Origin of the sequence: Pseudomonas sp. NPDC090592 (genome assembly GCF_044769185.1) — a bacterium.
Taxonomy (GTDB): domain Bacteria; phylum Pseudomonadota; class Gammaproteobacteria; order Pseudomonadales; family Pseudomonadaceae; genus Aquipseudomonas.
This window is the reverse complement of sequence record NZ_JBIVXJ010000011.1, coordinates 13,875-39,478: the sequence shown is the minus strand read 5'-3', so window position 1 is coordinate 39,478 and position 25,604 is coordinate 13,875. Positions and strand designations below refer to the sequence as shown.

The 25,604-nt window shown below is 60.2% G+C and carries 21 protein-coding genes; all 21 read left to right on the top strand.

What is annotated here, in order from left to right; translation table 11 throughout:
- Window positions 1-9: 9 nt before the first annotated feature.
- The 21 genes from flgJ (at window position 10) to ACIQUI_RS11880 (ending at window position 25,569) form a co-directional block, all read left to right on the top strand.
- Window positions 10-1,164 carry a flagellar assembly peptidoglycan hydrolase FlgJ gene (gene flgJ, locus ACIQUI_RS11980; RefSeq protein WP_403198537.1) on the top strand — a complete coding sequence of 385 codons (1,155 nt, stop codon included), beginning with the start codon at window positions 10-12 and terminating at the stop codon, window positions 1,162-1,164.
- 12 nt (window positions 1,165-1,176) lie between these two features.
- Complete coding sequence (gene flgK, locus ACIQUI_RS11975) at window positions 1,177-3,219, top strand: flagellar hook-associated protein FlgK (protein ID WP_403198534.1); 2,043 nt, start codon at window positions 1,177-1,179, stop codon at window positions 3,217-3,219.
- A 13-nt stretch (window positions 3,220-3,232) separates the two neighbouring features.
- Entirely contained in the window at window positions 3,233-4,795 is a 1,563-nt protein-coding gene (locus ACIQUI_RS11970; protein ID WP_403198532.1) for a flagellar hook-associated protein 3, read from the top strand.
- Window positions 4,796-5,171: 376 nt separating this feature from the next.
- Entirely contained in the window at window positions 5,172-6,101 is a 930-nt protein-coding gene (locus ACIQUI_RS11965) for a ketoacyl-ACP synthase III (RefSeq protein WP_403198530.1), read from the top strand.
- 390 nt (window positions 6,102-6,491) lie between these two features.
- Window positions 6,492-7,934, top strand: a complete 1,443-nt coding sequence (locus ACIQUI_RS11960; RefSeq protein WP_403198528.1) for a flagellin — start codon at window positions 6,492-6,494, stop codon at window positions 7,932-7,934.
- A gap of 76 nt (window positions 7,935-8,010) precedes the next feature.
- On the top strand, window positions 8,011-8,361 hold the full coding sequence (locus ACIQUI_RS11955) for a flagellar protein FlaG (protein WP_403198526.1): 351 nt from the start codon (window positions 8,011-8,013) through the stop codon (window positions 8,359-8,361).
- Between the two features lie 83 nt (window positions 8,362-8,444).
- Entirely contained in the window at window positions 8,445-9,833 is a 1,389-nt protein-coding gene (fliD, locus tag ACIQUI_RS11950; RefSeq protein WP_403198524.1) for a flagellar filament capping protein FliD, read from the top strand.
- Window positions 9,834-9,958: 125 nt separating this feature from the next.
- Complete coding sequence (gene fliS, locus ACIQUI_RS11945) at window positions 9,959-10,360, top strand: flagellar export chaperone FliS (protein WP_104834216.1); 402 nt, start codon at window positions 9,959-9,961, stop codon at window positions 10,358-10,360.
- Window positions 10,361-10,370: 10 nt separating this feature from the next.
- The gene (locus tag ACIQUI_RS11940; RefSeq protein WP_403198522.1) at window positions 10,371-10,670 is read left to right on the top strand and encodes a flagellar protein FliT; all 300 of its coding nucleotides are present in this window, start codon (window positions 10,371-10,373) and stop codon (window positions 10,668-10,670) included.
- A gap of 168 nt (window positions 10,671-10,838) precedes the next feature.
- Window positions 10,839-12,314, top strand: coding sequence for a transcriptional regulator FleQ (fleQ, locus tag ACIQUI_RS11935; RefSeq protein WP_403198519.1), 1,476 nt, complete (start codon window positions 10,839-10,841; stop codon window positions 12,312-12,314).
- A gap of 251 nt (window positions 12,315-12,565) precedes the next feature.
- Window positions 12,566-13,336: a glucose-1-phosphate cytidylyltransferase gene (gene rfbF / locus ACIQUI_RS11930; RefSeq protein ID WP_403198516.1), complete on the top strand. Its 771-nt coding sequence runs from the start codon at window positions 12,566-12,568 to the stop codon at window positions 13,334-13,336.
- A complete protein-coding gene (gene rfbG / locus ACIQUI_RS11925; RefSeq protein ID WP_403198827.1) occupies window positions 13,327-14,394 on the top strand; it encodes a CDP-glucose 4,6-dehydratase in 1,068 nt (355 codons plus the stop codon). The genes rfbF and rfbG overlap by 10 nt, the downstream gene beginning before the upstream one ends.
- A complete protein-coding gene (gene rfbH, locus ACIQUI_RS11920; RefSeq protein WP_403198514.1) occupies window positions 14,387-15,712 on the top strand; it encodes a lipopolysaccharide biosynthesis protein RfbH in 1,326 nt (441 codons plus the stop codon). Before rfbG ends, rfbH begins: the two co-directional genes overlap by 8 nt.
- Complete coding sequence (locus ACIQUI_RS11915) at window positions 15,712-17,241, top strand: N-acetylneuraminate synthase family protein (RefSeq protein ID WP_403198511.1); 1,530 nt, start codon at window positions 15,712-15,714, stop codon at window positions 17,239-17,241. The genes rfbH and ACIQUI_RS11915 overlap by 1 nt, the downstream gene beginning before the upstream one ends.
- Before the next feature lies 1 nt (window position 17,242).
- Complete coding sequence (locus ACIQUI_RS11910; RefSeq protein WP_403198508.1) at window positions 17,243-19,072, top strand: thiamine pyrophosphate-binding protein; 1,830 nt, start codon at window positions 17,243-17,245, stop codon at window positions 19,070-19,072.
- Entirely contained in the window at window positions 19,072-19,707 is a 636-nt protein-coding gene (locus ACIQUI_RS11905) for an HAD family hydrolase (protein WP_403198506.1), read from the top strand. Before ACIQUI_RS11910 ends, ACIQUI_RS11905 begins: the two co-directional genes overlap by 1 nt.
- A gap of 104 nt (window positions 19,708-19,811) precedes the next feature.
- Window positions 19,812-20,738, top strand: a complete 927-nt coding sequence (locus tag ACIQUI_RS11900; RefSeq protein WP_403198503.1) for a class I SAM-dependent methyltransferase — start codon at window positions 19,812-19,814, stop codon at window positions 20,736-20,738.
- Window positions 20,725-21,768, top strand: a complete 1,044-nt coding sequence (locus ACIQUI_RS11895) for an NAD-dependent epimerase/dehydratase family protein (protein ID WP_403198500.1) — start codon at window positions 20,725-20,727, stop codon at window positions 21,766-21,768. Before ACIQUI_RS11900 ends, ACIQUI_RS11895 begins: the two co-directional genes overlap by 14 nt.
- Complete coding sequence (locus ACIQUI_RS11890; RefSeq protein WP_403198498.1) at window positions 21,765-23,099, top strand: polysaccharide pyruvyl transferase family protein; 1,335 nt, start codon at window positions 21,765-21,767, stop codon at window positions 23,097-23,099. Before ACIQUI_RS11895 ends, ACIQUI_RS11890 begins: the two co-directional genes overlap by 4 nt.
- Before the next feature lie 119 nt (window positions 23,100-23,218).
- A complete protein-coding gene (locus ACIQUI_RS11885; protein ID WP_403198495.1) occupies window positions 23,219-24,163 on the top strand; it encodes an FkbM family methyltransferase in 945 nt (314 codons plus the stop codon).
- Window positions 24,163-25,569 carry a glycosyltransferase gene (locus tag ACIQUI_RS11880; RefSeq protein ID WP_403198492.1) on the top strand — a complete coding sequence of 469 codons (1,407 nt, stop codon included), beginning with the start codon at window positions 24,163-24,165 and terminating at the stop codon, window positions 25,567-25,569. The genes ACIQUI_RS11885 and ACIQUI_RS11880 overlap by 1 nt, the downstream gene beginning before the upstream one ends.
- Window positions 25,570-25,604 lie beyond the last annotated feature (35 nt).

The window sequence follows — 25,604 nt, the reverse complement described above, 5'->3', positions numbered from 1 at the left end:
ACGGCGCGGATGAATATCAAAAGCCAGGTCTCCGGCAGTGCCGACAGCGGTGCCTATACCGACCTCAACCGCCTGAGCGCGCTCAAGCACGGTGACCGCGACAGCGAGGCCAACGTGCGCAAAGTGGCCCAGGAGTTCGAATCGCTGTTCATCAGCGAAATGCTCAAGGCTTCGCGCAAGGCCAGCGACGTGCTGGCCGATGACAACCCGATGAACACCGAAACGGTCAAGCAGTACCGCGACATGTACGACCAGCAACTGGCTGTGAGCATGTCCCGCGAGGGTGGCGGTATTGGCCTGCAGGACGTACTGGTGCGCCAGTTGACCAAGGGCCGCAGTGCGTCGATAAATACCAGCCCGTTCCCGCGTGCCGATGGCAGTGGCCCGGCGCTATGGGGCAACAAGGTGGCGGAGCCGGTGCATGCCACGCAGTCGTCCGCCACTCGCAACGACGTTGCTGCGCTCAACTCGCGGCGCCTGGCTTTGCCGAGCAAGCTCACCGACCGCCTGCTGGCCGGCATCGTGCCATCGGCGGACACCGCCAATACTGCGGCCGTGCCTGCCCGTGACGGGCAGCAAGTGGCCAAGGCCTTTGCCGTACCGGACAACGGCTTGCGCATTGTCGGCCGCGCCGTGGCCCAGCCGCCGCTGGCGCCGAACAAGGCCTTTGCCGACAGCGACGAATTCATTGCGACCATGCTGCCGATGGCCGAGCAGGCTGCCAAGCGCATTGGTATCGACCCGCGTTACCTGGTGGCCCAGGCCGCGCTGGAAACCGGCTGGGGTAAATCGGTAATGCGTAATACCGATGGCAGCAGCAGCCACAACCTGTTTGGCATCAAGGCCAGCAGCAGCTGGCAGGGCGAGCAGGCGCGGGCGATTACCAGCGAGTTCCGCGATGGCCAGTTCGTCAAGGAAACGGCTGCATTCCGCAGTTACGACTCGTACCAGGACAGCTTCCACGACCTGGTCAGCCTGCTACAGAGCAATTCCCGCTATCAAGATGCGCTGGATTCGGCCGATAACCCTGAACAGTTTGCAAGAGAGCTGCAAAAGGCAGGTTATGCGACCGACCCGGGCTATGCGAAGAAGATCATCAGCATCGCCCAGCAAATGCAGTCAACCCCGCAATACGCCATGGCTGGCAGAACCACGAATCTATAAAAGGACTAAATCATGTCGAGCCTGATTTCGATCGGCCTGAGTGGCCTGAGTGCCAGCCAGGCGGCATTGTCGGTAACCAGTAACAACATCGCCAACGCCGCGACCAGTGGCTATTCGCGCCAGCAGACGATTCAGGCTGCGGGGCCTTCGCACAATATCGGCGCGGGGTTCCTGGGTACCGGTACCACGCTGGCGGACGTGCGCCGCATCTACAGCTCGTACCTGGACAACCAGCTGCAGACTGCCACCTCGCTGCAGGCAGACTCGGCCACCTTCCAGGACCAGATCACCAGCATCGACAAGTTGCTGGCCGACCGCGACACCGGTATCAGCTCGGTGCTTACCGCGTTCTTCTCGGCCCTGCAGACCGCTGCGGCCAAGCCGGGCGATGTTGCCTCGCGGCAGCTGCTGCTGACCCAGGCGCAAACCTTGAGCAACCGTTTCAACGCGGTGAGCACGCAGCTGTCGCAGCAGAACGACACGATCAACTCGCAGCTCGACACCATGGCGGGGCAGGTCAACAAACTCACTGCCAACATTGCCGAGTACAACAAGCAGATCGCCGCGGCTTCGGGCACTGGCAATACCCCCAACAGCCTGCTGGATGCGCGCAGCGAAGCGGTGCGCCAGCTTAACGAGCTGGTTGGCGTGACCGTGCAGGAGCGCGACGGCAACTACGATGTGTACCTGGGCAGTGGCCAGTCGCTGGTCACCGGCAACAAGGCCAACACCCTGTCGGTGCAGCCGGGTACGGCCGACAAGAGCCAGGCCAGCTTGCGCATCAACTACGAGTCGTTCAGCTCCGACGTGACCTCGGTGGTGACCGGTGGCTCGATCGGCGGCCTGCTGCGCTATCGCCAGGATGTGCTGACGCCGTCGATGAACGAGCTGGGCCGTGTGGCCCTGGTGGTGTCTGACAGCATCAACAGCCAGCTGGGGCAGGGCCTGGATGCCAATGGCCAGTTCGGCAGCTCGCTGTTCTCCAGCATCAACAGCGCCACCGCCGTTGCCCAGCGCAGCCTGGCCTCGTCGAACAACAGCTCAGGCTCCGGCAACCTGGATGTGACCATCGCCAACAGTGGTGCGCTGACCACCTACGACTACGAGGTGAAGTTCACCAGCGCCAACCAGTACAGCGTGCGCCGTTCCGACGGCACCGACATGGGCAGCTTCGACCTCAGCGCCGACCCGGCACCGGTGATCGACGGCTTCAGCCTGTCGCTGAACGGTGGCGGCCTGTCGGCAGGCGACAGCTTCAAGGTGATCCCCACCCGTGCAGCGGCTGGCAGCATCACCACCACCCTGACCGATGCCAACAAACTGGCCTTTGCCGGGCCGATCAGCGCGACCTCGGGCAGTGGCAACAGCGGCACTGGCACCATCACCCAGCCTACCCTGAGCGAATCGCTGGATATCTACGGCGGTGCCGACACCGCGCTGATCCAGCAGTCGATTCGCGACTCGATGCCGGTGCGCGTGGTGTTCGATGCGGCCAGTGGTGGCTCGCAGGGCTACAAGCTGTACGATTCCAAAGGTACGCAGATTGGTACCGGCAGCGTGGTGCCCGGCCAGGACAACAAGCTGTCCATTTCCGTGCCGATGCGCGACAGCAGTGGCAACCCGATCCTCGATGGCAGCGGTAACCCGCGTAGCTTTGCGGTGGAGACCACCATTGGCGGCAGCCCGGCCACCAACGACAGCTTCACCCTGGCGTTCAATGCCGACGGCAAGGCCGACAACCGCAACGCCACGGCGCTGCTGGGCCTGCAGACCAAGTCGACGGTGAATACCGGTTCCGGTGGTGGTACCAGCTTCACCTCGGCCTATGCCTCGCTGGTCGAGCGCGTGGGTGCCAAGGCCAATCAGGCGTCCATCGACACCACGGCAACCGAGGCGGTGCTCAAGTCCGCCAGCGAAAGCCGTAGCGCGGTGTCGGGCGTCAACCTCGATGACGAGGCGGCCAGCCTGGTGAAGTTCCAGCACTACTACACGGCGTCGTCGCAGATCATCAAGGCGGCGCAAGAAACCTTCAGCACCCTGATCAATGCCTTGTAAGGAGTAGACGATCGTGCGTATTTCCACTGCCCAGTTCTATGAGGCCAGCGCCAGTAGCTACTCCAAGAACTTCTCCAGCATGAACAAGACCAACGATCAGGTCACGTCGGGCATTCGCATCCAGACTGCCGCCGACGACCCGGTCGGCGCGGCGCGCCTGTTGCTGCTGCAACAGCAGCAGTCGCTGCTGGACCAGTACAGCGGCAACATCAACACCGTGAGCAACGCCCTGTTGCAGCAGGAGAGCGTGCTCTCCACCATCAACGATGCCATGCAGCGCGCCAGCGAACTGGCGATCCGCGCCGGTGGCGCGGGGGTGACCGATTCTGACCGCGTGGCCATCAGCACCGAGCTGAAGGAGATCGAGGCGAACATCTTCGGCCTGCTCAACTCGCGGGATGCCAACGGCGACTACATGTTCGGCGGCTCCAAGAGCACGACGCAGCCCTATGTGCGCAACTCCGATGGTACCTACAGCTATCAGGGCGACCAGACCCAGCTGAGCCTGCAGGTCTCCGATACCCTGAACCTGGCCACCAACGACAGCGGTTTCAGTATTTTCGACTCGGCCAGCAACAAGAGCCGTACCCAGTCGACCCTGCTGGTGCCGGCCACCGACGATGGCGTGGTAGGTGTTTCGCCAGGGCTGATGACCTCCAGCACCAGCTACAACAACAGCTTCACGGCCGGCCAGCCCTACAAGCTGACCTTCACCAGCGCGACCCAATACACCATCACTGACGCCAACGGCAACGACGTCACCTCTGAAACTGCCACCAACGGTACCTTCGACAGCAAGACCGAGGGTGCCAACCGCATTGCATTGCGCGGCGTGGAGTTCGAGATCACCGTCACGCTGGAAGAGGGCGCCGATGCCGACGCCGCAGTGGCAGGCCGCGCATTTTCCCTGGAGGCGCGCCCGGACTCGTTCAATACCACCCGTAACGGCGCCAACACGTCCACTGCCCAGGTCACCAGCAGCAGCGTGACCGACGAAGCGGCCTATCGCAGCACCTTCCCCAGCAATGGCGGGGTGATCAAGTTCACCGGCCCGGGCGCTTATGAGTTCTACGCCCAGCCGCTGACGGCTGACAGCAAACCGGTGGCCAGTGGTACCTTTACTGCGCCGTCGTTGACGGTGGCTGGCGTGACCTACCAGGTGTCGGGTTCGCCAGAGGCGGGTGACCAGTTTGCGGTTACCGCCAACACCCACCAGAACCAGAATGTGCTGGAAACCATCAGCCAGCTGCGCGCAGCGCTGGATACGCCAGTGACCGGTGCTGGCGCGGCCAATGCAATGAAGGATGCGGCGGCTTCGGCAATTGCCAACCTGGCCAGTGCCCGTGAGCAGGTAGATATTACCCGTGGCTCGATCGGTGCCCGTGGCAACTCGCTGGAGATCCAGCGCCAGGAGAACACCAGCCTGGGCCTGGCCAACAAGACCACCCAGAACGCCATCGGCAACACCGACATGTCGCAGGCAGCCATCACCCTGACCTTGCAGCAGGCGATGCTTGAGGCCTCGCAGCTGGCCTTCTCGCGCATTTCGCAGCTGAGCCTGTTCAACAAGCTCTAAGCTGACTTTTCGATCACTGGGGCCGCTTTGCGCCCCTTCGCGGGCTTGCCCGCTCCCACAGGTTTTGCGTGCGCTTGAAGCTGCGCATTCCCTGTGGGAGCGGGCAAGCCCGCGAAGGGGCGCAAAGCGGCCCCAGCGTTTTCAAGCCTGCGAAAATTCCGCTCCCCACACCCTCTGCAAGGCTTTCGCAGCATTTCAATGTGACCAATGAGTCAAAACGGTCATCTTCCCTGTATTCTATGCAGCAGCTGTTGCAGCATTTTGTTACCGGTGGGCAGGTGAGCGCTGCCTTCAACCCCTGGCAGTCATGCCCCGGTATTTGGCGCCCTCAATTCATCGAGTGGTGGTCTTTGGCTGTTTTCATTGGGAAGCCAGAATGATTGGCATCAAAAGCATCGCGAGTTACGTGCCCACCGCTGGCCTGGACAACTACGTTCAGGGTGCGAAGTTTGGCAAGGACGAAGAGTTCATGTTCGGCAAGATCGGCGCGTCGTTCCTGCCGCGCAAGGCCGAAGAGCAGGAAACCTCCGACCTGTGCGTAGAAGCCGCCCGGGCCCTGTTCGCCAGCAACCCGGACCTTGACCCGCAGTCGATCGATGCGTTGATCGTGGTCACCCAGAACGGTGACGAGGAAGGGCTGCCACACACCGCTGCCATCGTTCAGAGCAAGCTCGGCCTGTCTACCCGCGTGGCGGCGTTCGACGTGTCGCTGGGTTGCTCCGGCTACGTGTATGGCCTGTACGCGATCAAGGGCTTCATGGAGGCGGCAGGGCTGAAGAACGGCCTGCTGATCACTGCCGACCCGTATTCGAAGATCGTCGACCCGGAAGACCGCAACACCACCATGCTGTTCGGCGACGCCGCCACGGCTACCTGGATGGGTGAAAACGCGGTATGGAACCTGGGTCAGGCGCGTTTCGGCACTGACGGTTCCGGTGCCGAGCACCTGAAGGTGACGGACGGCAAGTTCTTCATGAACGGCCGCCAGGTGTTCAACTTTGCCTTGGTCAAGGTGCCGGCGCACCTGCACGAGTTGCTGGATGCCAGCGGCCTGAAGTCCTCGGACATCGACGCCTTCTGCATCCACCAGGGCAGTGCTGCGATTGTTGACGCCGTGGCCCGTCGCTTTGAAGAGCAGCACCCCGAGAAGTTCGTGAAGGACATGCTGGAAACCGGTAATACCGTGTCTTCCAGCGTGCCGCTGCTGTTGCAGAAGCACATGCTCGACGGCAGCTGGAAGCGCGTGGCTATCAGCGGCTTTGGCGTGGGCCTGTCGTGGGGTTCGGCCATTCTCTATCGCGACTGATCTTCAGCAGCTTCACAAAAAGCGCCCGGCGGCCACCGCCCGGCGCTTTTTTCATGCCTGTAAAAATATTCGCAGATCCGTGTGCGATCCCTGTGGGAGCGGGCTTGCCCGCGAACACCGGCAAAGCCGGTGCCATCCACTGAGGCGCCTTCTTCGCGGGCATGCCCGCTCCCACAAGGGTGGCGGCGGAGCCTGGAGTTGCTTTTTGACGCCAATAAACCGCCCTTAACCCCTTGATTTCTCGAGGCTGGCCCGCTGCCAGCATTTTTTTTTCGAAAAAGCCCTCAAGCAACCCGCGCACCCGACGATAACTATTACGAAGGTTCTCTAGGCCAGTCCGGCGGTTGCCAAGGCCGGAAGCCGCAGTACCCATCCAACGAGGATTTCGTCATGGCTTTAACTGTAAACACCAACATTGCGTCGATCACCACTCAGGGCAACCTGACCAAGGCTAGCAACGCTCAGACCACTTCGATGCAGCGTCTGTCCTCGGGTCTGCGTATCAACAGCGCTAAAGACGACGCTGCAGGCCTGCAGATCGCCAACCGTCTGACCAGCCAGATCAACGGCCTGGGCCAGGCAGTGAAGAACGCCAACGACGGTATCTCCATTGCCCAGACCGCTGAAGGTGCAATGCAGGCTTCGACCGACATCCTGCAGAAAATGCGTACCCTGGCACTGTCCTCGGCTACTGGCTCCCTGAGCGCCGACGACCGTAAGTCGAACAACGACGAATACCAGGCTCTGACTGCTGAGCTGAACCGTATTTCGGATACCACCACCTTCGGTGGCCAGAAGTTGCTGGATGGTTCGTACGGTACCAAGGCAATCCAAGTGGGTGCCAACGCCAACGAAACCATCAACCTGGCGCTGGACAACGTTTCGGCCAAGAGTATCGGCTCGCAGCAGGTCAAGTCGGGCACTATCGCGCCGAGCGCGAGCGGCGTGGCAGCAGCAGATCTGGTTGTAACCGGCAACGGCCAATCCAAGACTGTCAGCTACGATGCAGGCGCTTCGGCCAAAGACATTGCTGCCAAACTCAATGGCGCAATCGGCGGTCTGACTGCCTCTGCCAGCACTGAAGTGAAACTGGCCGTTTCGAGTGGTGCTGCTGCCACCCCGGCCAACTTCGAACTGAGTGTAGGTGGCAAAAATGTCAGCTTCATCGGTGTTACTGACACTGCAAGCCTGGCAGACCAGTTGAAATCCAACGCTGCCAAGCTGGGTATCAGTGTTAACTACGACGAATCGACCAAGAGCCTGTCGGTGAAGTCGGATACTGGCGAGAACCTGAAATTCACCTCGAAGGCCGGCGCTGATGCCATCTCGGTAGGTGCGCGGGATGGCAGTGGTGAATTCCCAACCACTCTGACCTCGCTTTCCGCTACTGCCGATGCCACATCGGTTGTAACTGGCCAGATTTCCCTGGACTCTGCCAAAGGCTATTCGGTAGCCGATGGTACAGTCGGTACTGGCGCTACCGACCTGTTCGGTGCAGCTTCCAAGTCTTCGGCCAAGACCACCATCGCCGATACCGATGTTACCGACGCCACCAACGCCCAGAACGCTCTGGCCGTTATCGACAAGGCCATCGGTTCGATCGACAGCGTCCGTTCGGGCCTGGGTGCTACCCAGAACCGTCTGCAAACCACCGTCGACAACCTGCAGAACATCCAGAAGAACTCCACCGCTGCCCGCTCCACCGTGCAGGACGTGGACTTCGCTTCGGAAACTGCCGAGCTGACCAAGCAGCAGACTCTGCAACAGGCTTCCACCGCGATTCTGTCGCAGGCTAACCAGCTGCCTTCCTCGGTCCTGAAACTGCTCCAGTAATTCAGGCGCCTGAGTAAAGGGTGAAAGGGCGCGTTTACGTGCCCTTTCGCCCTTTTTGACATGAGGAGTTCGAAACATGGACATGAGTGTCAAGCTGAGCCAGGTGTATACGTCTGTGTTACCCCAGGCGCCAGTCGCTGATCGGGACCCGGTGGTGCCTGCCAAAGTGCAGGAGGCTGCTGCCCCCGACAACCAGCCGCACTCGCGCGAAGACCTGGAAAAGGCGGTTGGCGAGATTCGTGATTTCGTCCAGTCGAGCCAGCGTCAGCTGGACTTTTCCATTGATGATTCAACCGGTCGGGTCGTGGTCAAAGTGATTGCCACTCAGTCCGGTGAGGTGATCCGGCAGCTTCCGTCGGAGCTTGCGCTGAAGCTGGCGCAAAGCCTCAGTGAAGCCAGCAGCCTGCTGTTTGATGATCAGGCATAGGCTGGCATGATTTTTGTTGCTGTCGATCCCTTGATGGATTTATCCGCCAAGGATCCGGCAGCTACTGAACAAGGAGAGCAATGATGGCAGGTACAACAGTCAGCGGTATTGGCTCGGGCATCGATACCCAGGCGATCGTCGAATCCCTGGTGGCCGCGCAGAAGGCGCCGAAGCAGGCGCAGATCAATACCCAAACGCTGAAGGCAACCACCACGTTGTCCTCTATCGGCAAGATCCAGTCGGCACTGGACGCCTTCCGTGGCGCCTTGACCAATATGGTCGACACCAACAGCTTTGGTGGCCTGAGCCTGAAGTCTTCGGATGAGAAGGTCGCGACCGTGACCATGGGCACCGGTGCTGCCAATGGTTCGTTCAAGTTGATTGTCGATAAACTGGCGACAGCCTCCAAGGTCTCGACCAAGGTTTATACCAATGGCGCGGGCTCTGTGGTCAATGCCACCGGCAGCCCGACTACGTTGACCATGACCCAGAATGGCAAGGCCTACGATCTGAGCGTTCCTGCGGGGGCAACACTGCAGCAGGTGCGCGATAGCATCAACAGCCAGTTCAGTACTGCTGGCCTGAGTGCCAACGTGCTGACAGACGCCACTGGCTCGCGCTTGATCATCACATCGACCAAGATGGGTGAAGGCTCCGATATCACCCTTTCGGGTAATTCGGGCATTGATACAGGCTATACCGTTGTTGATGAGCCGGCAGACGCCCAGTACACGCTGGACGGTATTGCCATGAAATCCAAGACCAACGACATCACCGATGCCGTCAGTGGTCTGAACATCAAGTTGGTGGGTACTTCGCCGAAAAACGCTACCAGTGGCGAAGTTACGGCGACAGTCCTGTCGCTGACGACCAGTTCCACTACGTTGAAGTCGGGTTTGAAGGGGTTCATCGATACTTACAACGCCTTGCTCAATGTAATGAACGCTGAAACCAAGGTCACCAAGAATGCCGACGGCACCATGACCTCTGCGGCGCTGACCGGTGATGCTACGATGCGCACGTTGATGTCCTCGATTCGGGAGGAGCTCAATGCGGTATCGGGCAACGGTACCCTGAAGTCGCTGGCTGCCTTTGGTGTAACCTCCGCGCAAGATGGCGGTGCATTGAGCCTGGACGACAAGAAGTGGGACAAGGCCGCCTCTACCAACGCGGCGGACCTTACCAGCATCTTCAATGGCAAGGACGGCCTGCTGGCGCGCCTGCAAAAGGTGACCGAGCCGTTCGCCAAGGCCAGCACCGGTACCCTCGCCGAGCGCTCCAAAGTGCTGAGCGAAAGCCTGACCAAGCTCAAGACCGAGCAGGACACCTTGGACGCGCGCATGGAGGCCCTGCAGAAGAGCCTGCAGGACAAGTACAACAACATGGATACCCTGGTCACCCAGCTGCGTCAGCAGCAGAGTTCGGTGCTGAGCACGCTCAACGCGCTGAACAAGTCGAACAGCGACGATTAATCCGTGAGCATTGCATGAAGTCCGGGCATGATGTCGGGCTTCATGTCATCGGCCGGTAAAGTTTTTCGCCGCCTGCCCGATACAAGGAATATCTCCCCTAAGCCTGCCCGTCACGAGGTCGCAAGATGAATCCCATGAGAGCCCTTCGTCAGTACCAGAAGGTCAATTCCCATGCCCAGATTTCCGAAGCCACGCCCCATCGCCTGGTGCAGATGCTAATGGAAGGCGGCCTCGATCGCATGGCCCAGGCCAAGGGCGCCATGGCGCGCGGTGACATCGCGGAAAAGGGCCTGATGCTCGGCAAGGCGATCGACATCATCATCGGTCTGCGCGACGGCCTGCAGCCTGAAAAAAGCGAAAATCCAGAGTCTGTCGAGAAGCTCGACGCGCTTTACGTCTACATGACCAACCGCCTGATGCAGGCCAATATCGATAATGATGCCGGCATTATCGACGAAGTTGCCCAGCTGCTGATTACCGTGAAAAGTGGTTGGGACGGCATTGCCGACGCCCAGCCCGCCAGCTGATGGCAAGGAGATGACCGTGACCGCACTGCAACGCCTCGATGACACCTGTGATGCCCTGATCGGCGCGCTGGGTGAGCGTGACTGGGATGCCATTGCCAAGCTGGATGTGGCGTGCCGCGTGTGCATCGACGAGGTGCTGGAAACCCACGCGATGGACCAGGCGTTGCTGCGCGAGAAGCTGGAAGGGGTGCTACGGGTCTACCGCAACCTGATCGACGTGACAACCGGCGAACGCCAGGCAATTGCTGAAGAAATGATGCAGATCAACCAAGCGAAAAATGCTTCGAAGGTTTACCATTTGTTCAGTTAAGATGCGCACAACTTAACAAAAGGCGCCATAAATTTGACTGTGTGGGCCTTTTTGACTTTACTAGTGGCTGTTTTCGAATTTCAGACGTCCGAACACTGACCATTCAGTCGGAATGATGTCGAGCATGCCCTTGCAGGGCGCCGATATGACTAGGGAAGTTGCTATTGCATGTGGCGTGAAACCAAGATCCTGCTGATCGATGACGACAGCGCACGCCGCCGCGACCTTGCGGTGGTGCTGAACTTCCTGGGCGAAGAAAACCTCGCTTGCTCAAGCCATGACTGGCAGCAGGCAGTCGAGCCGTTGGCGTCGAGCCGCGAAATACTGTGCGTGCTTATCGGCAGCGTGAATGCTCCGGGCAATCTCCTTGGGCTTGTTAAGACAGTGGCGGGGTGGGATGAGTTCCTTCCGGTCATGCTTTTAGGTGAAATTTCTTCTGCGGACTTCCCGGAAGACCTTCGCCGCCGAGTGCTTTCCAACCTGGAAATGCCGCCAAGCTACAGCCAGCTGCTGGATTCGCTGCACCGCGCCCAGGTCTACCGCGAGATGTACGACCAGGCGCGCGAGCGTGGCCGCCAGCGCGAACCCAACCTGTTCCGCAGCCTGGTCGGCACCAGCCGTGCCATCCAGCATGTGCGGCAGATGATGCAGCAAGTGGCCGATACCGACGCCAGCGTGCTGATCCTGGGTGAGTCGGGCACCGGCAAGGAAGTGGTGGCGCGTAACCTGCACTACCACTCCAAGCGCCGCGAAGCGCCGTTTGTGCCGGTCAACTGTGGCGCCATCCCGGCCGAGTTGCTGGAAAGCGAGCTGTTCGGCCATGAGAAGGGCGCCTTCACGGGGGCGATCACCAGCCGTGCCGGGCGTTTCGAGCTGGCCAATGGCGGTACCCTGTTCCTCGATGAAATCGGCGACATGCCGTTGCCGATGCAGGTCAAGCTGTTGCGCGTGCTGCAGGAGCGCACCTTCGAGCGCGTGGGTAGCAACAAGACCCAAAGCATCGACGTGCGCATCATTGCCGCGACGCACAAGAACCTCGAAACCATGATCGAGGACGGCACCTTCCGCGAAGATTTGTACTACCGGCTGAACGTGTTCCCTATCGAGATGGCGCCGCTGCGTGAGCGGGTGGAAGACATCCCGTTGCTGATGAACGAGCTGATCTCGCGCATGGAGCACGAGAAGCGCGGTTCCATCCGCTTCAACTCCGCCTCGATCATGTCGCTGTGCCGCCACGGCTGGCCGGGCAACGTGCGCGAGCTGGCCAACCTGGTCGAGCGCATGGCGATCATGCACCCGTACGGGGTCATTGGCGTGTCGGAGCTGCCGAAGAAATTCCGCTATGTCGATGACGAAGACGAGCAGATGGTCGACAGCCTGCGCAGCGATCTGGAAGAGCGCGTGGCCATCAACGGCCATGCGCCTAACTTCAGCAATCACGCCATGCTGCCGCCCGAAGGCCTGGACCTGAAGGACTACCTCGGCAGCCTCGAGCAGGGCCTGATCCAGCAGGCGCTTGACGATGCCAACGGCATCGTTGCGCGCGCGGCTGAACGTTTGCGTATTCGCCGTACCACCCTGGTCGAGAAGATGCGCAAGTACGGCATGAGCCGCCAGGCTGGCGAGGATCAGGCGGAGGATTGACGCCTGCTGGTTAGCCTGTCCCGGCCCTTTCGCGGGTAAACCCGCTCCCACAGAGACAGCACATTGCCTGAGGGCAGTGGTGTACCTGTGGGGGCGGGTTTACCTGCGAATGGGGCCACGCAAATACCCTGAATCAAAACCCATCCATTAAAAAGCTTTCATAAAGCAGGCATGCGTTTTGCTTTGCCTAGCGCATAGGGCTTGGGGTCAGTTTTCTGTCGCCCCTCCGACCAACGCGGACGAAGAGCACAATGAAAGCAGTCATTCTGGCCGGTGGGCTGGGCACACGCATCAGCGAAGAATCCCACCTGCGCCCCAAGCCGATGATCGAGATAGGCGGAAAGCCGATCATCTGGCACATCATGAAGATCTACTCCCATTACGGAATCAATGACTTCGTCATTTGCCTGGGCTACAAGGGCTACGTGATCAAGGAGTACTTCGCCAACTACTTCCTGCACATGTCCGACGTCACCTTCGACATGGCGGAAAACCGCATGGACATCCACAACCGCCATGCCGAACCTTGGCGGGTGACGCTGGTGGACACCGGAGAAAATACCGCCACGGGTGGCCGCCTGAAGCGTGTCCGCGAGTATGTTGGCAATGAAACCTTCTGCCTGACTTACGGCGACGGTGTGTCCGACATCGATATTCCGCGCCTGATCGACTTCCATCGCCAGCACGGCAAGATGGCTACGGTTACCGCCGTACAGCCGCCGGGGCGTTATGGCGCGCTGGACGTGCACGGCCAACAGGTACGCGGCTTTCAGGAAAAGCCGGCGGGCGACGGTGGCTGGATCAATGGTGGCTTCTTCGTGCTTGAGCCGGCCGTGCTCGAATACATCGAAGGCGATGCCACCACTTGGGAAGACGAGCCCATGCGTCGGCTAGCCGAGGACGGCCAGCTCATGAGCCACCTGCACCGCGGCTTCTGGCAACCGATGGACACCCTGCGTGATCGCACGCTGCTTGAAACCCATTGGAAAAACGGCGACGCAGCATGGCAGCTATGGCGCTGAACCCTGCATTCTGGGCCGGGCGCCGTGTGCTGCTGACCGGACATACCGGTTTCAAGGGCGGCTGGCTGGCCGTATGGCTGCGCCAGCTTGGCGCCGAGCTGCGCGGCTTCGCCTTGCCTGCTGCAAGCACGCCCTCGTTGTGGCAGGTGGCGCAACTGCAACAGCAGGTTGCCGGCGACCTCGCCGATATCCGCGATGCCTCGGCGCTTGCCCGTGCCTTGAAGAATTTCCAGCCCGAGCTGGTGCTGCACTTGGCGGCGCAACCGCTGGTGCGCGAATCGTACCGGGCGCCAGCCGACACCTACGCAACCAACGTCATGGGCACGCTCAACCTGCTGGAGGCCGTGCGCGCCACGCCTTCGGTGCGTGCTGTGCTGGTGGTGACCACCGACAAGTGCTACGACAACCGTGAGTGGCCATGGCCTTATCGCGAGCAAGATGCCCTGGGCGGCTTCGACCCCTATAGCAGCAGCAAAGCCTGTGTCGAACTGCTGTGCGCGAGCTACCGCGATTCGTTCCTGCGTTCCGCCGGTGTGGCTTTGGCAACGGCGCGCGCCGGCAATGTGTTGGGTGGCGGGGACTGGTCTGCCGAGCGCTTGCTGCCGGACATTTTCCGCGCCTGGCAGGGCGGTGAAGAAGTGGTCCTGCGTTATCCCCATGCCACACGCCCCTGGCAGCACGTGCTCGACCCGCTTATGGGCTACCTGCAACTGGCGCAGGGCTTGCTCACGGATGCCGAGGCGCACGCAACCGCTTGGAACTTCGGCCCTGACAGCGCAGGGCTGGCCACTGTCGGCGACATCGTCCAGCGGCTTGCCGAGCGCTGGCCCGGCGAGGCGCGCTGGTCGATTGCCGGCGATGCCCAGCCGCACGAAGCCGGCCTGCTGGCGCTCGACTCCAGCAAAGCACGTCAACAGCTTGGCTGGCTGCCGCGCTGGTCGCTGGATGACACCCTGAAACATACCCTGGACTGGCATCTGGCCTGGCGCGCAGGGAGTGACATGAACATCGTTACCCGCGAGCTGATCGCGGCTCACCAAGGCGGAACCCATGAGTGACAGTACGGCGCAGCAGTTGCGCCAACAGATTGCCGAACTGGTCGGGCGTTATGCCGAGCTGCAGATGGCACCGAAGCCTTTCGTGGCAGGGCAGAGCAACGTTCCGCCTTCCGGCAAGGTGATCGGCGCTGGCGAGCTGCAGACGATGACCGAAGCCGTGCTGGATGGCTGGTTGACGACCGGGCGCTTCAACGAGGCGTTCGAAAAGCGCCTGGCCAAGTACCTGGGGCGCCGCTGCGTGCTCACCACCAACTCCGGGTCGTCGGCCAACCTGCTGGCGTTTTCCGCGCTGACCTCGCCACGCCTCGGCGACCGCGCGATCAAGCCGGGCGACGAAGTAATTGGCGTCGCTGCCGGCTTCCCGACTACCGTCAACCCGATCTTGCAATTCGGCGCGGTACCGGTGTTCGTCGACATCGAACTGGGCACCTACAACATCGACCCGGCGCTGATCGAAGCGGCCATCGGGCCGAAAACCAAGGCCATCATGCTCGCCCACACGCTGGGCAACCCTTTCGATCTGAGCGTGGTCCGCGCCCTGTGCGACAAGTACGGCCTGTGGCTGATCGAAGACTGCTGCGATGCCCTGGGCTCCACCTACCAAGGGCGCATGGTCGGCACCTTCGGCGACATCGGTACCCTCAGCTTCTACCCGGCGCACCACATCACCATGGGCGAGGGCGGGGCGGTGTTTACCGAGTCGCCGTTGCTCAAGCGCATCATCGAGTCGTACCGCGATTGGGGCCGCGATTGCTACTGCGCGCCAGGCGAGGACAACACGTGCAGCAAGCGCTTCTGCTGGCAAATGGGTGACCTGCCGCAAGGCTACGACCATAAGTACACCTACTCGCACCTGGGCTACAACCTGAAGATCACCGACATGCAGGCTGCCTGCGCATTGGCGCAGATGGACCGGGTGGATGGCTTTGTTGCCGCGCGCAAACGCAACTTCACCTGGCTCAGCGAGCGCCTGGCCGGTTGTACGGACCAACTGATCCTGCCGCAGGCCACCCGCGACAGTGACCCTTCCTGGTTCGGCTACCCGATCACCCTGCGCGACGGCAGCGGCGGGAAGCGCCTGGAGCTTTTGCGCTACCTGGATCAACAAGGCGTGGGTACACGCTTGCTGTTCGCCGGTAACCTGACCCGCCAGCCCTACATGCAGGGGCTGAACTACCGGGTTTCCGGCGAGCTGCCGGTCACCGACAAGATCATGAACGACACGTTCTGGATCGGCCTGTGGCCGGGCCTGAGCGATGACCATCTGGAACACGCGGCCAGTCACATCGAAGCCTGGCTCAACCGAGGATCCCACTGATGAACACAGCTCCTACCGCCAGCGCCGGTGCGTTGTTCGACAAACCGCTGTTCATCCTGGAAATGGCCAACAACCACATGGGCGATGTGGCGCATGGCGTGGCGCTGATTCGCGCCTTTGCCGAGGTGTGCAAGGACTTCCCGTTCCGCTTTGCCTTCAAGCTGCAATACCGCGACCTGGACACGTTCATTCACCCGTCGATGCGTGGCCGTGACGATGTAAAGTACATCAAGCGCTTCAGCGAGACGCGCCTGTCCCGTGAGCAGTTCGACACCTTGGTGGCAGAAATCCGCGCCAACGGTTTCCTCTGCCTGTCAACGCCGTTCGATGAGGCGTCGGTGGGGGTGATCGAGGAGCAGCAACTGGATGCAATCAAGATCGCCAGTTGCTCGATGAGCGACTGGCCGCTGCTGGAGCGCGTGGTACAGACCCGTCACCCGCTGATCGTCTCCACGGCCGGTTCGACCCTGGAAGAGCTCGATCGCCTGGTCAGCTTCCTTGGCCACAGGGAAAAGAACTTCGCCATTCTGCATTGCGTGGGGGAGTACCCGACCGCCGACGCCAACATGCATCTGTCACAGGTGGACTTCCTGCTTCGGCGCTATCCGGGCGTGCGCGTGGGCTTTTCCACGCATGAAAACCCGGACAACACCGACATCGTCAAGATCGCGCTGGCCAAGGGCGCGCGCATCTTCGAAAAGCATGTCGGCCTACCCACCGAGCAGTTCCCGCTCAACGCCTATTCGGCAAGCCCCGAGCAGGTTCGGCGCTGGCTGGAAGCTGCGCAGTATGCCTTGCTGCTGTGTGGTGAAGGCGAGCAGCGCCTGCCGGTGAACGAAAGCGAAGTCGCCAGCTTGCGCTCCCTGCGTCGGGGTGTATTCATGCGCAGGGCCATTGCTGCGGGAGAGGTGGTGCAGGCAGACGACGTGTATTTTGCCTTTCCGCCACAAGACGGGCAGGTCACGGCCAACGACTGGTCGAAATACGCCACGTTCACTGCCCAGGTGGATATTCCCGAAAATGGCGCATTGACCACGCAGAACAGCACGCGGCGGGATGTACGTGACAAGGTCTGGGAGATTGTCCAGCGTGTACGCGTACAACTTGCCAGCAGCCATGTAGTGGTGCCGGGGCGTGTCGATCTGGAGATATCCCACCACTATGGCCTGGAGCATTTCGACGAAATCGGTCTGACCATGCTCACGGTGGTCAACCGCGGCTATTGCAAGAAGCTGCTGATGTTGCTGCCGGGCCAACAGCACCCAGAGCAATATCACCAGCGCAAGGAAGAAACCTTCCACGTCCTGCAGGGCGAGCTGACGCTGCAACTGGACGGGGTCAAGCGTGTCTGCTGCCCGGGGGATGTGGTCACCGTCGAGCCAGGCGTTCGACATGCCTTCCACAGCGAGGGCGGGGCCATTATCGAAGAGCTGTCTTCCACGCATTTCAGCAATGACTCGTTCTATACCGACGAAGCGATCAATGCCAATCGCGACCGTAAAACCCTCTTGAGCTATTGGATGGACTGACGTGCCTAGCCCCTATCGTGTTGCTGACTACATTGCTGACTTCATCGCCGATCTGGGGGTGGAGCACGTCTTCCTGTTGCCGGGCGGAGGTGCCATGCACCTCAACGACGCCGTTGGCAAGCACCCTGGCCTGGATGTAGTGGCCTGCCATCACGAGCAGGCTGCCGCGATTGCCGCCGAAGCCTACTGCCGGATCAACGAGAATATCGGCGTGGCGATGGTCACTACCGGGCCGGGGGCGACCAATGCGGTCACCGCCGTTGCCGGTGCGTGGATCGAATCGGTGCCGTTGCTGGTCATTTCCGGCCAGGTCAAGCGTGCCGACCTGCTGCGTGGCGCGCCACTGCGGCAGAAGGGCGTGCAGGAAGTGGACATCGTCAGCGTGGTCGAGCCGATCACCAAGTACGCGATCACTGTCCAGCAGCCGGAAGATATTCGCCGTGAACTGGAGCGCGCGGTCTTCGTGGCGCGTGACGGGCGTGCCGGCCCGGTATGGATCGATGTACCGCTGGACGTGCAGGGCGCGCCGATCGATGCCGCCAGCCTGGTAGGCTGGGACGGGGAGGCGGCACCCGTTGCCGCGCTGGAACCGACCATGCTGGAGCAAGTCCGCAGCTTGCTTGACGGTGCCCAGCGGCCGCTGATCCTTGCCGGCCATGGTGTTCGCCTGAGCGGCGCAGCAACCGCATTCCGTGACTTGATCGAAAGCATGGGCGTGCCGTTGGTCACGACCTGGAATGCCATGGACTTGCTGCCCCATGAGCACCCGCTGTATGTGGGCCGCCCAGGCGTGGTGGCGCTGCGCGCACCGAACTTCGCGGTACAGAATGCCGACCTGCTGATCACAATCGGCTGCCGCCTCGACAACATCATCACCGCCTATGCACCACGCGACTTTGCGCGCCACGCACGCAAGATCGTGGTGGATGTGGATGCCAACGAGATTGCCAAGCTCGACATGGACATCGATGTCGCGGTTACCAGCGATGCCGCCAGCTTCATCGACACCCTGGCGTCGTCGCTGCAGGGTTCCTCGTTCAACCGTCCGCAATGGCTGGCGCGTTGCCGCGACTGGAAAGCACGCTATGGCGTCAATGACGGCAAGCCTTTCCCGGCCAGCGGGCCGATCAGCCATTTCCAGTTTGCTGATGCGCTTTCCAACGCTGTGCCGGAAAACACCCTGGTCAGCACTGGCAGCTCCGGGCTGGCGGTCGAAGTGTTCTATACCGTGTTCCGTAACCGCCCTGGCCAGCGGGTGTTCCTCACCTCTGGCCTGGGTGCGATGGGTTATGGCCTGCCGGCTGCGATTGGTGCCTGCTTCGCCAACGGCAGCAAGCCGATGGTAGCGGTGGAGAGCGATGGCAGCCTGCAACTGAACATCCAGGAGCTGGCCACGTTGCGCGGTTTCAACCTGCCGATCTGCCTGGTGGTGATGAACAACGGCGGCTATGCCTCGATCCGCAATACCCAGCGCAACTACTTCGAAAGCCGTTACGTCGGTACCGGCCCAGAGGCTGGCTTGTGGATGCCGGACCTGGAAGAACTGGCCCGGGCCTACCATTTGCCATTCATGCGCATCAGTGATGCCAGCGAACTGGAGCAAGGTCTGGCCGAGGCCATGCGCATGCCGCGGCCGATGATCGTGGAAGTCCTGTTGATGAAGGATGAGGCACTGAGCCCCAAGGTCGCGGCGATTCCGCAGGCGGATGGCTCGATGACTTCCATGCCGCTGGAAGACATGAGCCCTTTGCTGCCGCTGGCAGTGCTGGAGGAAGAAATGGCTGGCACTATTGCCCCGGTATCGCGCCAGGTTCGGCAGCAGGTCAAGTGATGAAACAACACATCCTGTTCGACTTCGACGGCACCCTGGTTGACTCTGCACCGGTCATTCTTTCGTGCTTTTCCCGTGCGCTTGAGGTTCACGGCCTGCAGGCCAGGACCCCGATAGTCGCCAGCCTGATCGGGCCGCCCTTGCGGCAAACGCTGGCGACCCTTAGCGGCAGCGACGATGGCGCGTTGCTGGATGCCCTGGTTGCCACCTTCAAGGACGTGTACGACTCCGAAGCCTGCCTGGAAACACCCGCCTATGCGGGTTGCCAGCAGGCCCTGGAACAGCTGCGCGAGCAGGGCTTCAGCCTGGCCATCGCCACCAACAAACGCCTGCTGCCGACCCAGCGGATCATCGCCGCCTTGGGCTGGCAAGCGCTGTTCAGCGCCGTGTATGCCAGTGACTCGTACCCTGAGCGCTACACCGACAAGGCCGGCATGATCGCGGCCTTGCTGGAGGATGGCGGTATTGCCGCCCAAGCGGCGATCTACATCGGTGACACCGCAGCAGATGGCCGCGCTGCGGCGGCCAATGGGGTCGAGTTCTGGCCGGTGGCATGGGGTTATGGCCAGTTCGCCAGCCATGAGCAGCCGTTGCTTGCGCCGCAGCAATGGCTGGAACGCCTGGTGCGCGCATGAATCCAGTCACACTTGCCGGCGCATGTCCGTGCTGCGGATCTGTCGAGGAATTGCTGCCCAGCCCGCAGTACACGGCTTGCCGACTGTGCGGGCATCGTTGGCGTATGCCGCTGGAAAAGGCGGGCTATTACGAGACGCTGGTCGCACGTAACGACCTGAGCACACCTTGGTTCAAGCGCAAGATCCGCGAGCGCGTGGCCGCGCTGGCCGGTTTGTTGAAGACCGGCCAGGAGCGCGTGCTCGAGGTCGGCTGTGCGGAAGGTGAGCTTGGGCGCGAGATCAAGGCGCGCTTTGCGGTCACCTATGATGGCGTGGAACTGTCGCAGGACGGCGCGCTGGCGAGGCACAAGCTCGACCAGGTGTTCCATACGCCGGCCGGCCAGGTAGAGGCCGCGCCGTACCAGTTGATCGTATCCTTCCATGTCCTGGAGCACATTGCCCGGCCAGAACAGGAGCTTGCGGCCTGGGCACGGCTGCTGAGTGCCGACGGGCGTGTACTGATCGAGGTTCCGAACCAGGCCGGGCACCCGTTGCTGGCCAGTGATCGCAACGCCGAGCACCTGCACCAGTTCACTCCGGCATCGCTGAACCTGCTGTTGGCGCGTTGCGGCTTTGCCTGTGACGAGCTGTCCGTTGGGCATTACGAATCGCCGGTCTATTCGGACTCGCTGCGGCTGGTTGCCCGCCTGCAGCCGACAGTCGAGCAGCGTGAGCAGCTTCTGTTGCAGCGCTTTAGGGAAAGAACCGGCGGTCCTTTCCTGGTGTACGGAATCGGCGGCGACTACCTCAATTACCTGGCACCGCTGGCGGGGGCGCTGGATATCCGTGGCTTGCTGGATTCATCACAAGCCAAATGGGGCCAGCGCTTCGGCAGCCATGTGGTCGCAGGCTACGATGCGCAAACGCATGCCGAATTGCCCATTGTCATCTGCTCCATCCGCTTCGCTGCAGACATCCGTCAGCACCTGCTCGACCTTGGCATTGAGCCGCAGCGCATCATTGGTCTGGACAGCATCTATGAAGACGCCTGACGCGGTACTTACAGGGGATTTGAGCGAAATGTTCGCCGCCCCGCTGCCATGGGAAGCCTTGTACGGGCGCCATATTCTGGTCACGGGCGCCTCGGGTTTTATCGGTGGGCATGTGGTTGAAGCGCTGGCCTGGCTCAATCGCAGCCAACCACAGGCAAAACTCCATCTTCATGTGCTTGCCCGCGACTTGGAGAAACTGCGCCAGCGCATGCCTTGGCTGGATATCCCTGGCGAACTTACGCCGGTGATCCAGGATGTCGCAGAGCCTTGTCGCCTGGCTACGTCGCTGGACTTCATCATCCATGCCGCCAGCCCTGCCAGCCCCAAGGACTACCTGCTACGCCCGGTAGACACGATTCGCGCCAACACCGACGGCACCCGGGCATTGCTGGAACTGGCCCGGGAGAAGCAGGCACGGGTCCTGTTTCTCAGTAGCGGGGCGGTGTACGGCGACAACCCCTGGCAGACCGAGGCGATTGCCGAAGGTGATTTTGGCCGCGAAGACCCGTTAGCTCCGCGGGCCTGCTACAGCGAGAGCAAGCGTCTGGCCGAGACCTTGTGCCGGGCCTACCACAGCCAGTACGGCGTGGATGCCAGGATCGCGCGGATTTCCCATTGCTACGGGCCAGGCATGCGCCTGGACGATGGCCGGGCGATCTGCGATCTGCTTGCCGATATCCTTCACGACCGGGATATCCAGCTCGATTCCGACGGCAGCGCCTCGCGCCCGTTCTGCTATGTCTCCGATACCGTGCTCGGGCTGTTCCACATCCTGCTGCGCGGGGAGGCGGGCCATGCCTATAACGTCGGTGCAACGCAGGAAACCAGCATCCTGCAACTGGCCGAGAAAATGATTGGCGCAGCCGGCAAGGCCGGGCGGCTTGAGGTCAGGCGCCAGGCGCGCAGTGGCCCGGCACCTGCGGCAAGAGACTCCGGGCATTTCAATATCGACAAGATATGCGCCTTAGGATGGACACCACTAACCAGTCTGGATGTAGGCTTGTCCAGACTACTGCAGGCTTATGTATGATCGCTGCTGATTCCCGCCCGACACTGATTGGCTACCTTCCTCCACCTGGAGGGATCAAGAAAACAGGGGCTAATTACCAATACCATTCTCAATTTATTAATATTGGCGACATCGTTTACGCTCATGCGGGCGCAATGCTGACCGCAGGGCGTAATTTTGAGATCTGGAATTTTCGGATGACTGCTGAAGAAGTCAATGAAAAATACTCCAGAGTTGTTTTTTTCATTCCGTGCAGGATTGCACCTCCGCCGTATGACCGAGATGGTTATCCGTATGAGTACGTAACTCGGTTTATTGAGAAGCTCAAGATTCCATTTTTCAGTTTGGGTGAATCCATTCAGGCTACGGACTTTGATTATACGTCCGATTTCCATCGGTCACTATCTGCAGAGGTCGTTCGCTATCTGGAAGTTGTAGCTGATAGGTCCCCGGTGGTGGGCACGCGGGGTTATTATTCAGCGGAAGTGCTAAATAATTTGGGGGTGAAGAATGCCATTCCTTTAGGGTGCCCTTCGCTCTATCTGAATGGCCCCTCACTTCGGCCATCTTTGCTGGATGTGCCGATTAAGCCTGAAAAGGTTGCGGTATGTTACTCTAATTATCAGGGGAATCTTCACAGCAGAATTGACGATTTTCTTCGTCTGGCGGATAAAAATAACTATTATTATGTTGAGCAGGTCTTTGGCTTGCTTGCGCAGGTGCTCTATTATCCCGGGAAGCTAAAGGGTGGTGATATCTATGCAGCTCGACGTTTCTATAAAGACTTGGCGCCCGTGGTAGAGTTGCTGAAGAAAAAACGAGTTCGTTACTTTACCAACTATACTCTGTGGAAAGATTTCTTAGGCACCATGGACTTTGTCTTTGGTGCCAGAATGCATGGCCTGACGCCTGCGGTGCATGCTGGAAAACCGGCCATGTTCATTGCACATGATTCTAGGGTTCGGGAGATGTGTGAGTTTTTTTCGCTTCCATTTGTTGCCGAGCATGAGCTTCCGGCGTCGTTGGATATCGACTTTTTTTTGTCGCGTTGTGACTACTCTGCAGCATTTTCGCGCTATCAAGATGCGTACTCCGGCTTTGTTAGCACGCTGCGCGCACATGGGTTGAATGGGAATATTGGCGCTGATGATGCAATTCTCGATAGTTGGAGTCCAGTGCCTGACGATGACGTCAGGAGTGAGGAGCAGGTGCCGCATTATTTGACCGAAGAAATCGCAAACCTAGAGCAGCAAATCGATATTTGTGCTGGCGTTTCGGATGAGAGCTTTATAAGACTCGGCCAAGTGAGTGATATATCACAACAGTGGTATCTTTCCCGTATCGGTCAATAAGCGGCCCAGTCGAGGGTGTGTCTACCACCTATATTCATGTTTTGCAGAAGGCCCGCAGTCACCCAATCCAGCCAAGGGCTGGCAAGCGGGACCTTCGGTATCGCAATCGGAGCCAGTGAATGCCGATCAACATGCTTAACAATATCCGTGCCGAATTTGAAGCGGGTAATACTGCCAAGCAGGATTACATCGAAGCCATACATGCAAGGCATGTCAGCTTGTTTGACTACCCCGAATTCATCGGTGGTACAGACGTGGAATCTTTGCGCATTCTTCCGGAGGGTATCTTCGTCCGCTCTCGCTCCCAGCAGATTGAGCTGTTCCTGGATCCCCAGGATCAGCATTTGGTACCCTATACGCTGATGAACTTCCGTGCGTATGAGAGATTGGAAACCGGGTTCCTGAAGGCAGTTACTCAGGAAAACGGGGTCATGCTGGACATCGGAGCCAATTGCGGTTGGTATGCCCTGGCGCTCGCTCGGCACTGCCCCTCGGCAAGGATTTATGCCTTCGAACCGATTCCCTATACCTACGAGATCCTCGAGCGCAATATCGTTCACAATGGGTTAGTCAACATTGATGCACATCGACTGGCGTTCTCCAATAAGGAGTCGACTCTAGAGTTTCTCTATACGCCCAGCAGTTCGGGAGCTACTTCGCAGGTGCTGGCCGGGCAACCGGGCAGCCGGGACAGTCTGCAGAAAATATCCTGCCCGGCCACCACGTTGGATAGCTTCTGCGCGCAGCATAAACTGGCACCTCATGTCATCAAATGCGATGTAGAGGGTGCCGAATTGATGGTTGTCGAGGGGGGCGAGGCGATGCTCGCTCAACACAAACCAATCATTCTTATCGAGTTGTTGAGGAAGTGGGCCAAGCAGTTTGGCTACCACCCCAACGAGGTGGTACAGCGGCTTGGCAGTCTTGGTTATCAGCCCTACACCCTGAGTAACCATGGGCTACGTCCATGCCCGGGCATTGATGAGCAAACCCTGGAAACCAATTTTGTCTTTTTACACGGGCAGAAGCACCGTGATATCCCTGATTTGGTGCGCGCATTATAATGAAACCAGCCATTCCGCCGCTGACCGTTGCCCTGCTCACTTACAATCGACTGCACTATCTGGAGCAATCCATAGCTGCCGTGCTCGGGCAGAGCTATGAGGACTTCGAGTTGCTGGTTCTCGACAATAACAGCAGTGACGGCACTGCTCAGTTCATCCTGAGCTTGCAGGACCCGCGAATCCGTTATGTCAGGAATTCCCGCAAAGTTTCTACGGTGGAATTCAACTGCCTTTCGGCCTACCACCTGGCTCTGGGGCATCGGGTCATCGTGACACATGACGATGACGTCATGGAGCGTGACATGCTGGAGCGGCAGATGCTTTTCATGGACTCCCACCCTGACGTGAGGATGGTGTGGACGCGCGTCAGCGATATTGACCAGGATGGTCATGCACTGATCGACAGCAGCGCGGTGATGGGCCAGGAGCGAATCTTCGCTCCCGGGGAATACATCGGCAGCTTCCTCAAGGAACGGCTGTGGCCGATGCCCAGTGGCCTGATGCTGGAACGGTCCGCACTGCCTAAATCCTATTCGGTGCACCGATGCCTGGGCACTACTGCTGCCCGCAAAAAAACGCTGGACGCGGCGGGTATCGAGGACGTGCTGCTGCCGGCGCGCATCAATCGCCGGCATGCTATCGGCTACCTAGAGCAGCCCTTGCTACGCCGTCGGATACACACCAAGCAGTTCTCTCATGTGGCAAGCCTGTCGAGACCAGGTGTCGCGCTCTATCAAGGTCTCAAGCGCATTGCCAAGCGCACTCCCGGTTTGCAGATAGAGGCGCTGCATTTCGATGCCTGCACGGCACGTTTCGAGATTCAGGAGGCGATTACCACCCAGGCGGGCAGGGCAATCAGCAAAGGCGTTCTGAACAAGGTTGGCAAAGCGGCTGCCAGCCTGCAGCGCAACATGGAGCAAGCCCCTGACGCCTTTCTGGTGGGTTTGCCTGTGTTTCTGCTTGCTCAGTACCTGTCGTTGGCGGAACCCGCATGCCAGTTGCACACGCTGTCGGCCGCCGGGCACGCCAGCGCTTCCCACAAACTCCTGGGCTGGACGCGCAGCGCCATCGAGCATCCAACATCGAGCATTCTGGCCAGCCTGGAGGCGCGCCGGATCATCATCTTTGGCAGCGCCTTCATCGCTGCACTGCTGATTCTTGAAGCCGAGAAGAGCAACAGCCAGGTCGTTGCCTGCATCGATTCCAACCTCAACCGCCAGGGCAAGCAAATGCTTGGCGTACCCATTCAGCCCCTGGCCTGGATGAGCGAACAGGTCGGGCCGGACGATGTCGTGATCATCAGTTCCGAGGGCGACCATGAACATTACATCGAAGCGATCATTCGCCAGCACCTCAGGACGCAGGCGCGCATCGTGTCCTGGAAAGAACTGGCCGAATCCGCGTGATTCAGGGCATACCGGCTGCGTGCCGACAGGCGCGG

Coding starts and splice junctions, on each gene's coding strand:
- flgJ (WP_403198537.1), top strand. CDS start 10: ATGAATATCAAAAGCCAGGTCTCCGGCAGTGCCGACAGCGGTGCCTAT.
- flgK (WP_403198534.1), top strand. CDS start 1,177: ATGTCGAGCCTGATTTCGATCGGCCTGAGTGGCCTGAGTGCCAGCCAG.
- ACIQUI_RS11965 (WP_403198530.1), top strand. CDS start 5,172: ATGATTGGCATCAAAAGCATCGCGAGTTACGTGCCCACCGCTGGCCTG.
- ACIQUI_RS11960 (WP_403198528.1), top strand. CDS start 6,492: ATGGCTTTAACTGTAAACACCAACATTGCGTCGATCACCACTCAGGGC.
- ACIQUI_RS11955 (WP_403198526.1), top strand. CDS start 8,011: ATGGACATGAGTGTCAAGCTGAGCCAGGTGTATACGTCTGTGTTACCC.
- fliD (WP_403198524.1), top strand. CDS start 8,445: ATGGCAGGTACAACAGTCAGCGGTATTGGCTCGGGCATCGATACCCAG.
- fliS (WP_104834216.1), top strand. CDS start 9,959: ATGAATCCCATGAGAGCCCTTCGTCAGTACCAGAAGGTCAATTCCCAT.
- ACIQUI_RS11940 (WP_403198522.1), top strand. CDS start 10,371: ATGACCGTGACCGCACTGCAACGCCTCGATGACACCTGTGATGCCCTG.
- fleQ (WP_403198519.1), top strand. CDS start 10,839: ATGTGGCGTGAAACCAAGATCCTGCTGATCGATGACGACAGCGCACGC.
- rfbF (WP_403198516.1), top strand. CDS start 12,566: ATGAAAGCAGTCATTCTGGCCGGTGGGCTGGGCACACGCATCAGCGAA.
- rfbG (WP_403198827.1), top strand. CDS start 13,327: ATGGCGCTGAACCCTGCATTCTGGGCCGGGCGCCGTGTGCTGCTGACC.
- rfbH (WP_403198514.1), top strand. CDS start 14,387: ATGAGTGACAGTACGGCGCAGCAGTTGCGCCAACAGATTGCCGAACTG.
- ACIQUI_RS11915 (WP_403198511.1), top strand. CDS start 15,712: ATGAACACAGCTCCTACCGCCAGCGCCGGTGCGTTGTTCGACAAACCG.
- ACIQUI_RS11905 (WP_403198506.1), top strand. CDS start 19,072: ATGAAACAACACATCCTGTTCGACTTCGACGGCACCCTGGTTGACTCT.
- ACIQUI_RS11900 (WP_403198503.1), top strand. CDS start 19,812: ATGCCGCTGGAAAAGGCGGGCTATTACGAGACGCTGGTCGCACGTAAC.
- ACIQUI_RS11895 (WP_403198500.1), top strand. CDS start 20,725: ATGAAGACGCCTGACGCGGTACTTACAGGGGATTTGAGCGAAATGTTC.
- ACIQUI_RS11890 (WP_403198498.1), top strand. CDS start 21,765: ATGATCGCTGCTGATTCCCGCCCGACACTGATTGGCTACCTTCCTCCA.
- ACIQUI_RS11885 (WP_403198495.1), top strand. CDS start 23,219: ATGCCGATCAACATGCTTAACAATATCCGTGCCGAATTTGAAGCGGGT.
- ACIQUI_RS11880 (WP_403198492.1), top strand. CDS start 24,163: ATGAAACCAGCCATTCCGCCGCTGACCGTTGCCCTGCTCACTTACAAT.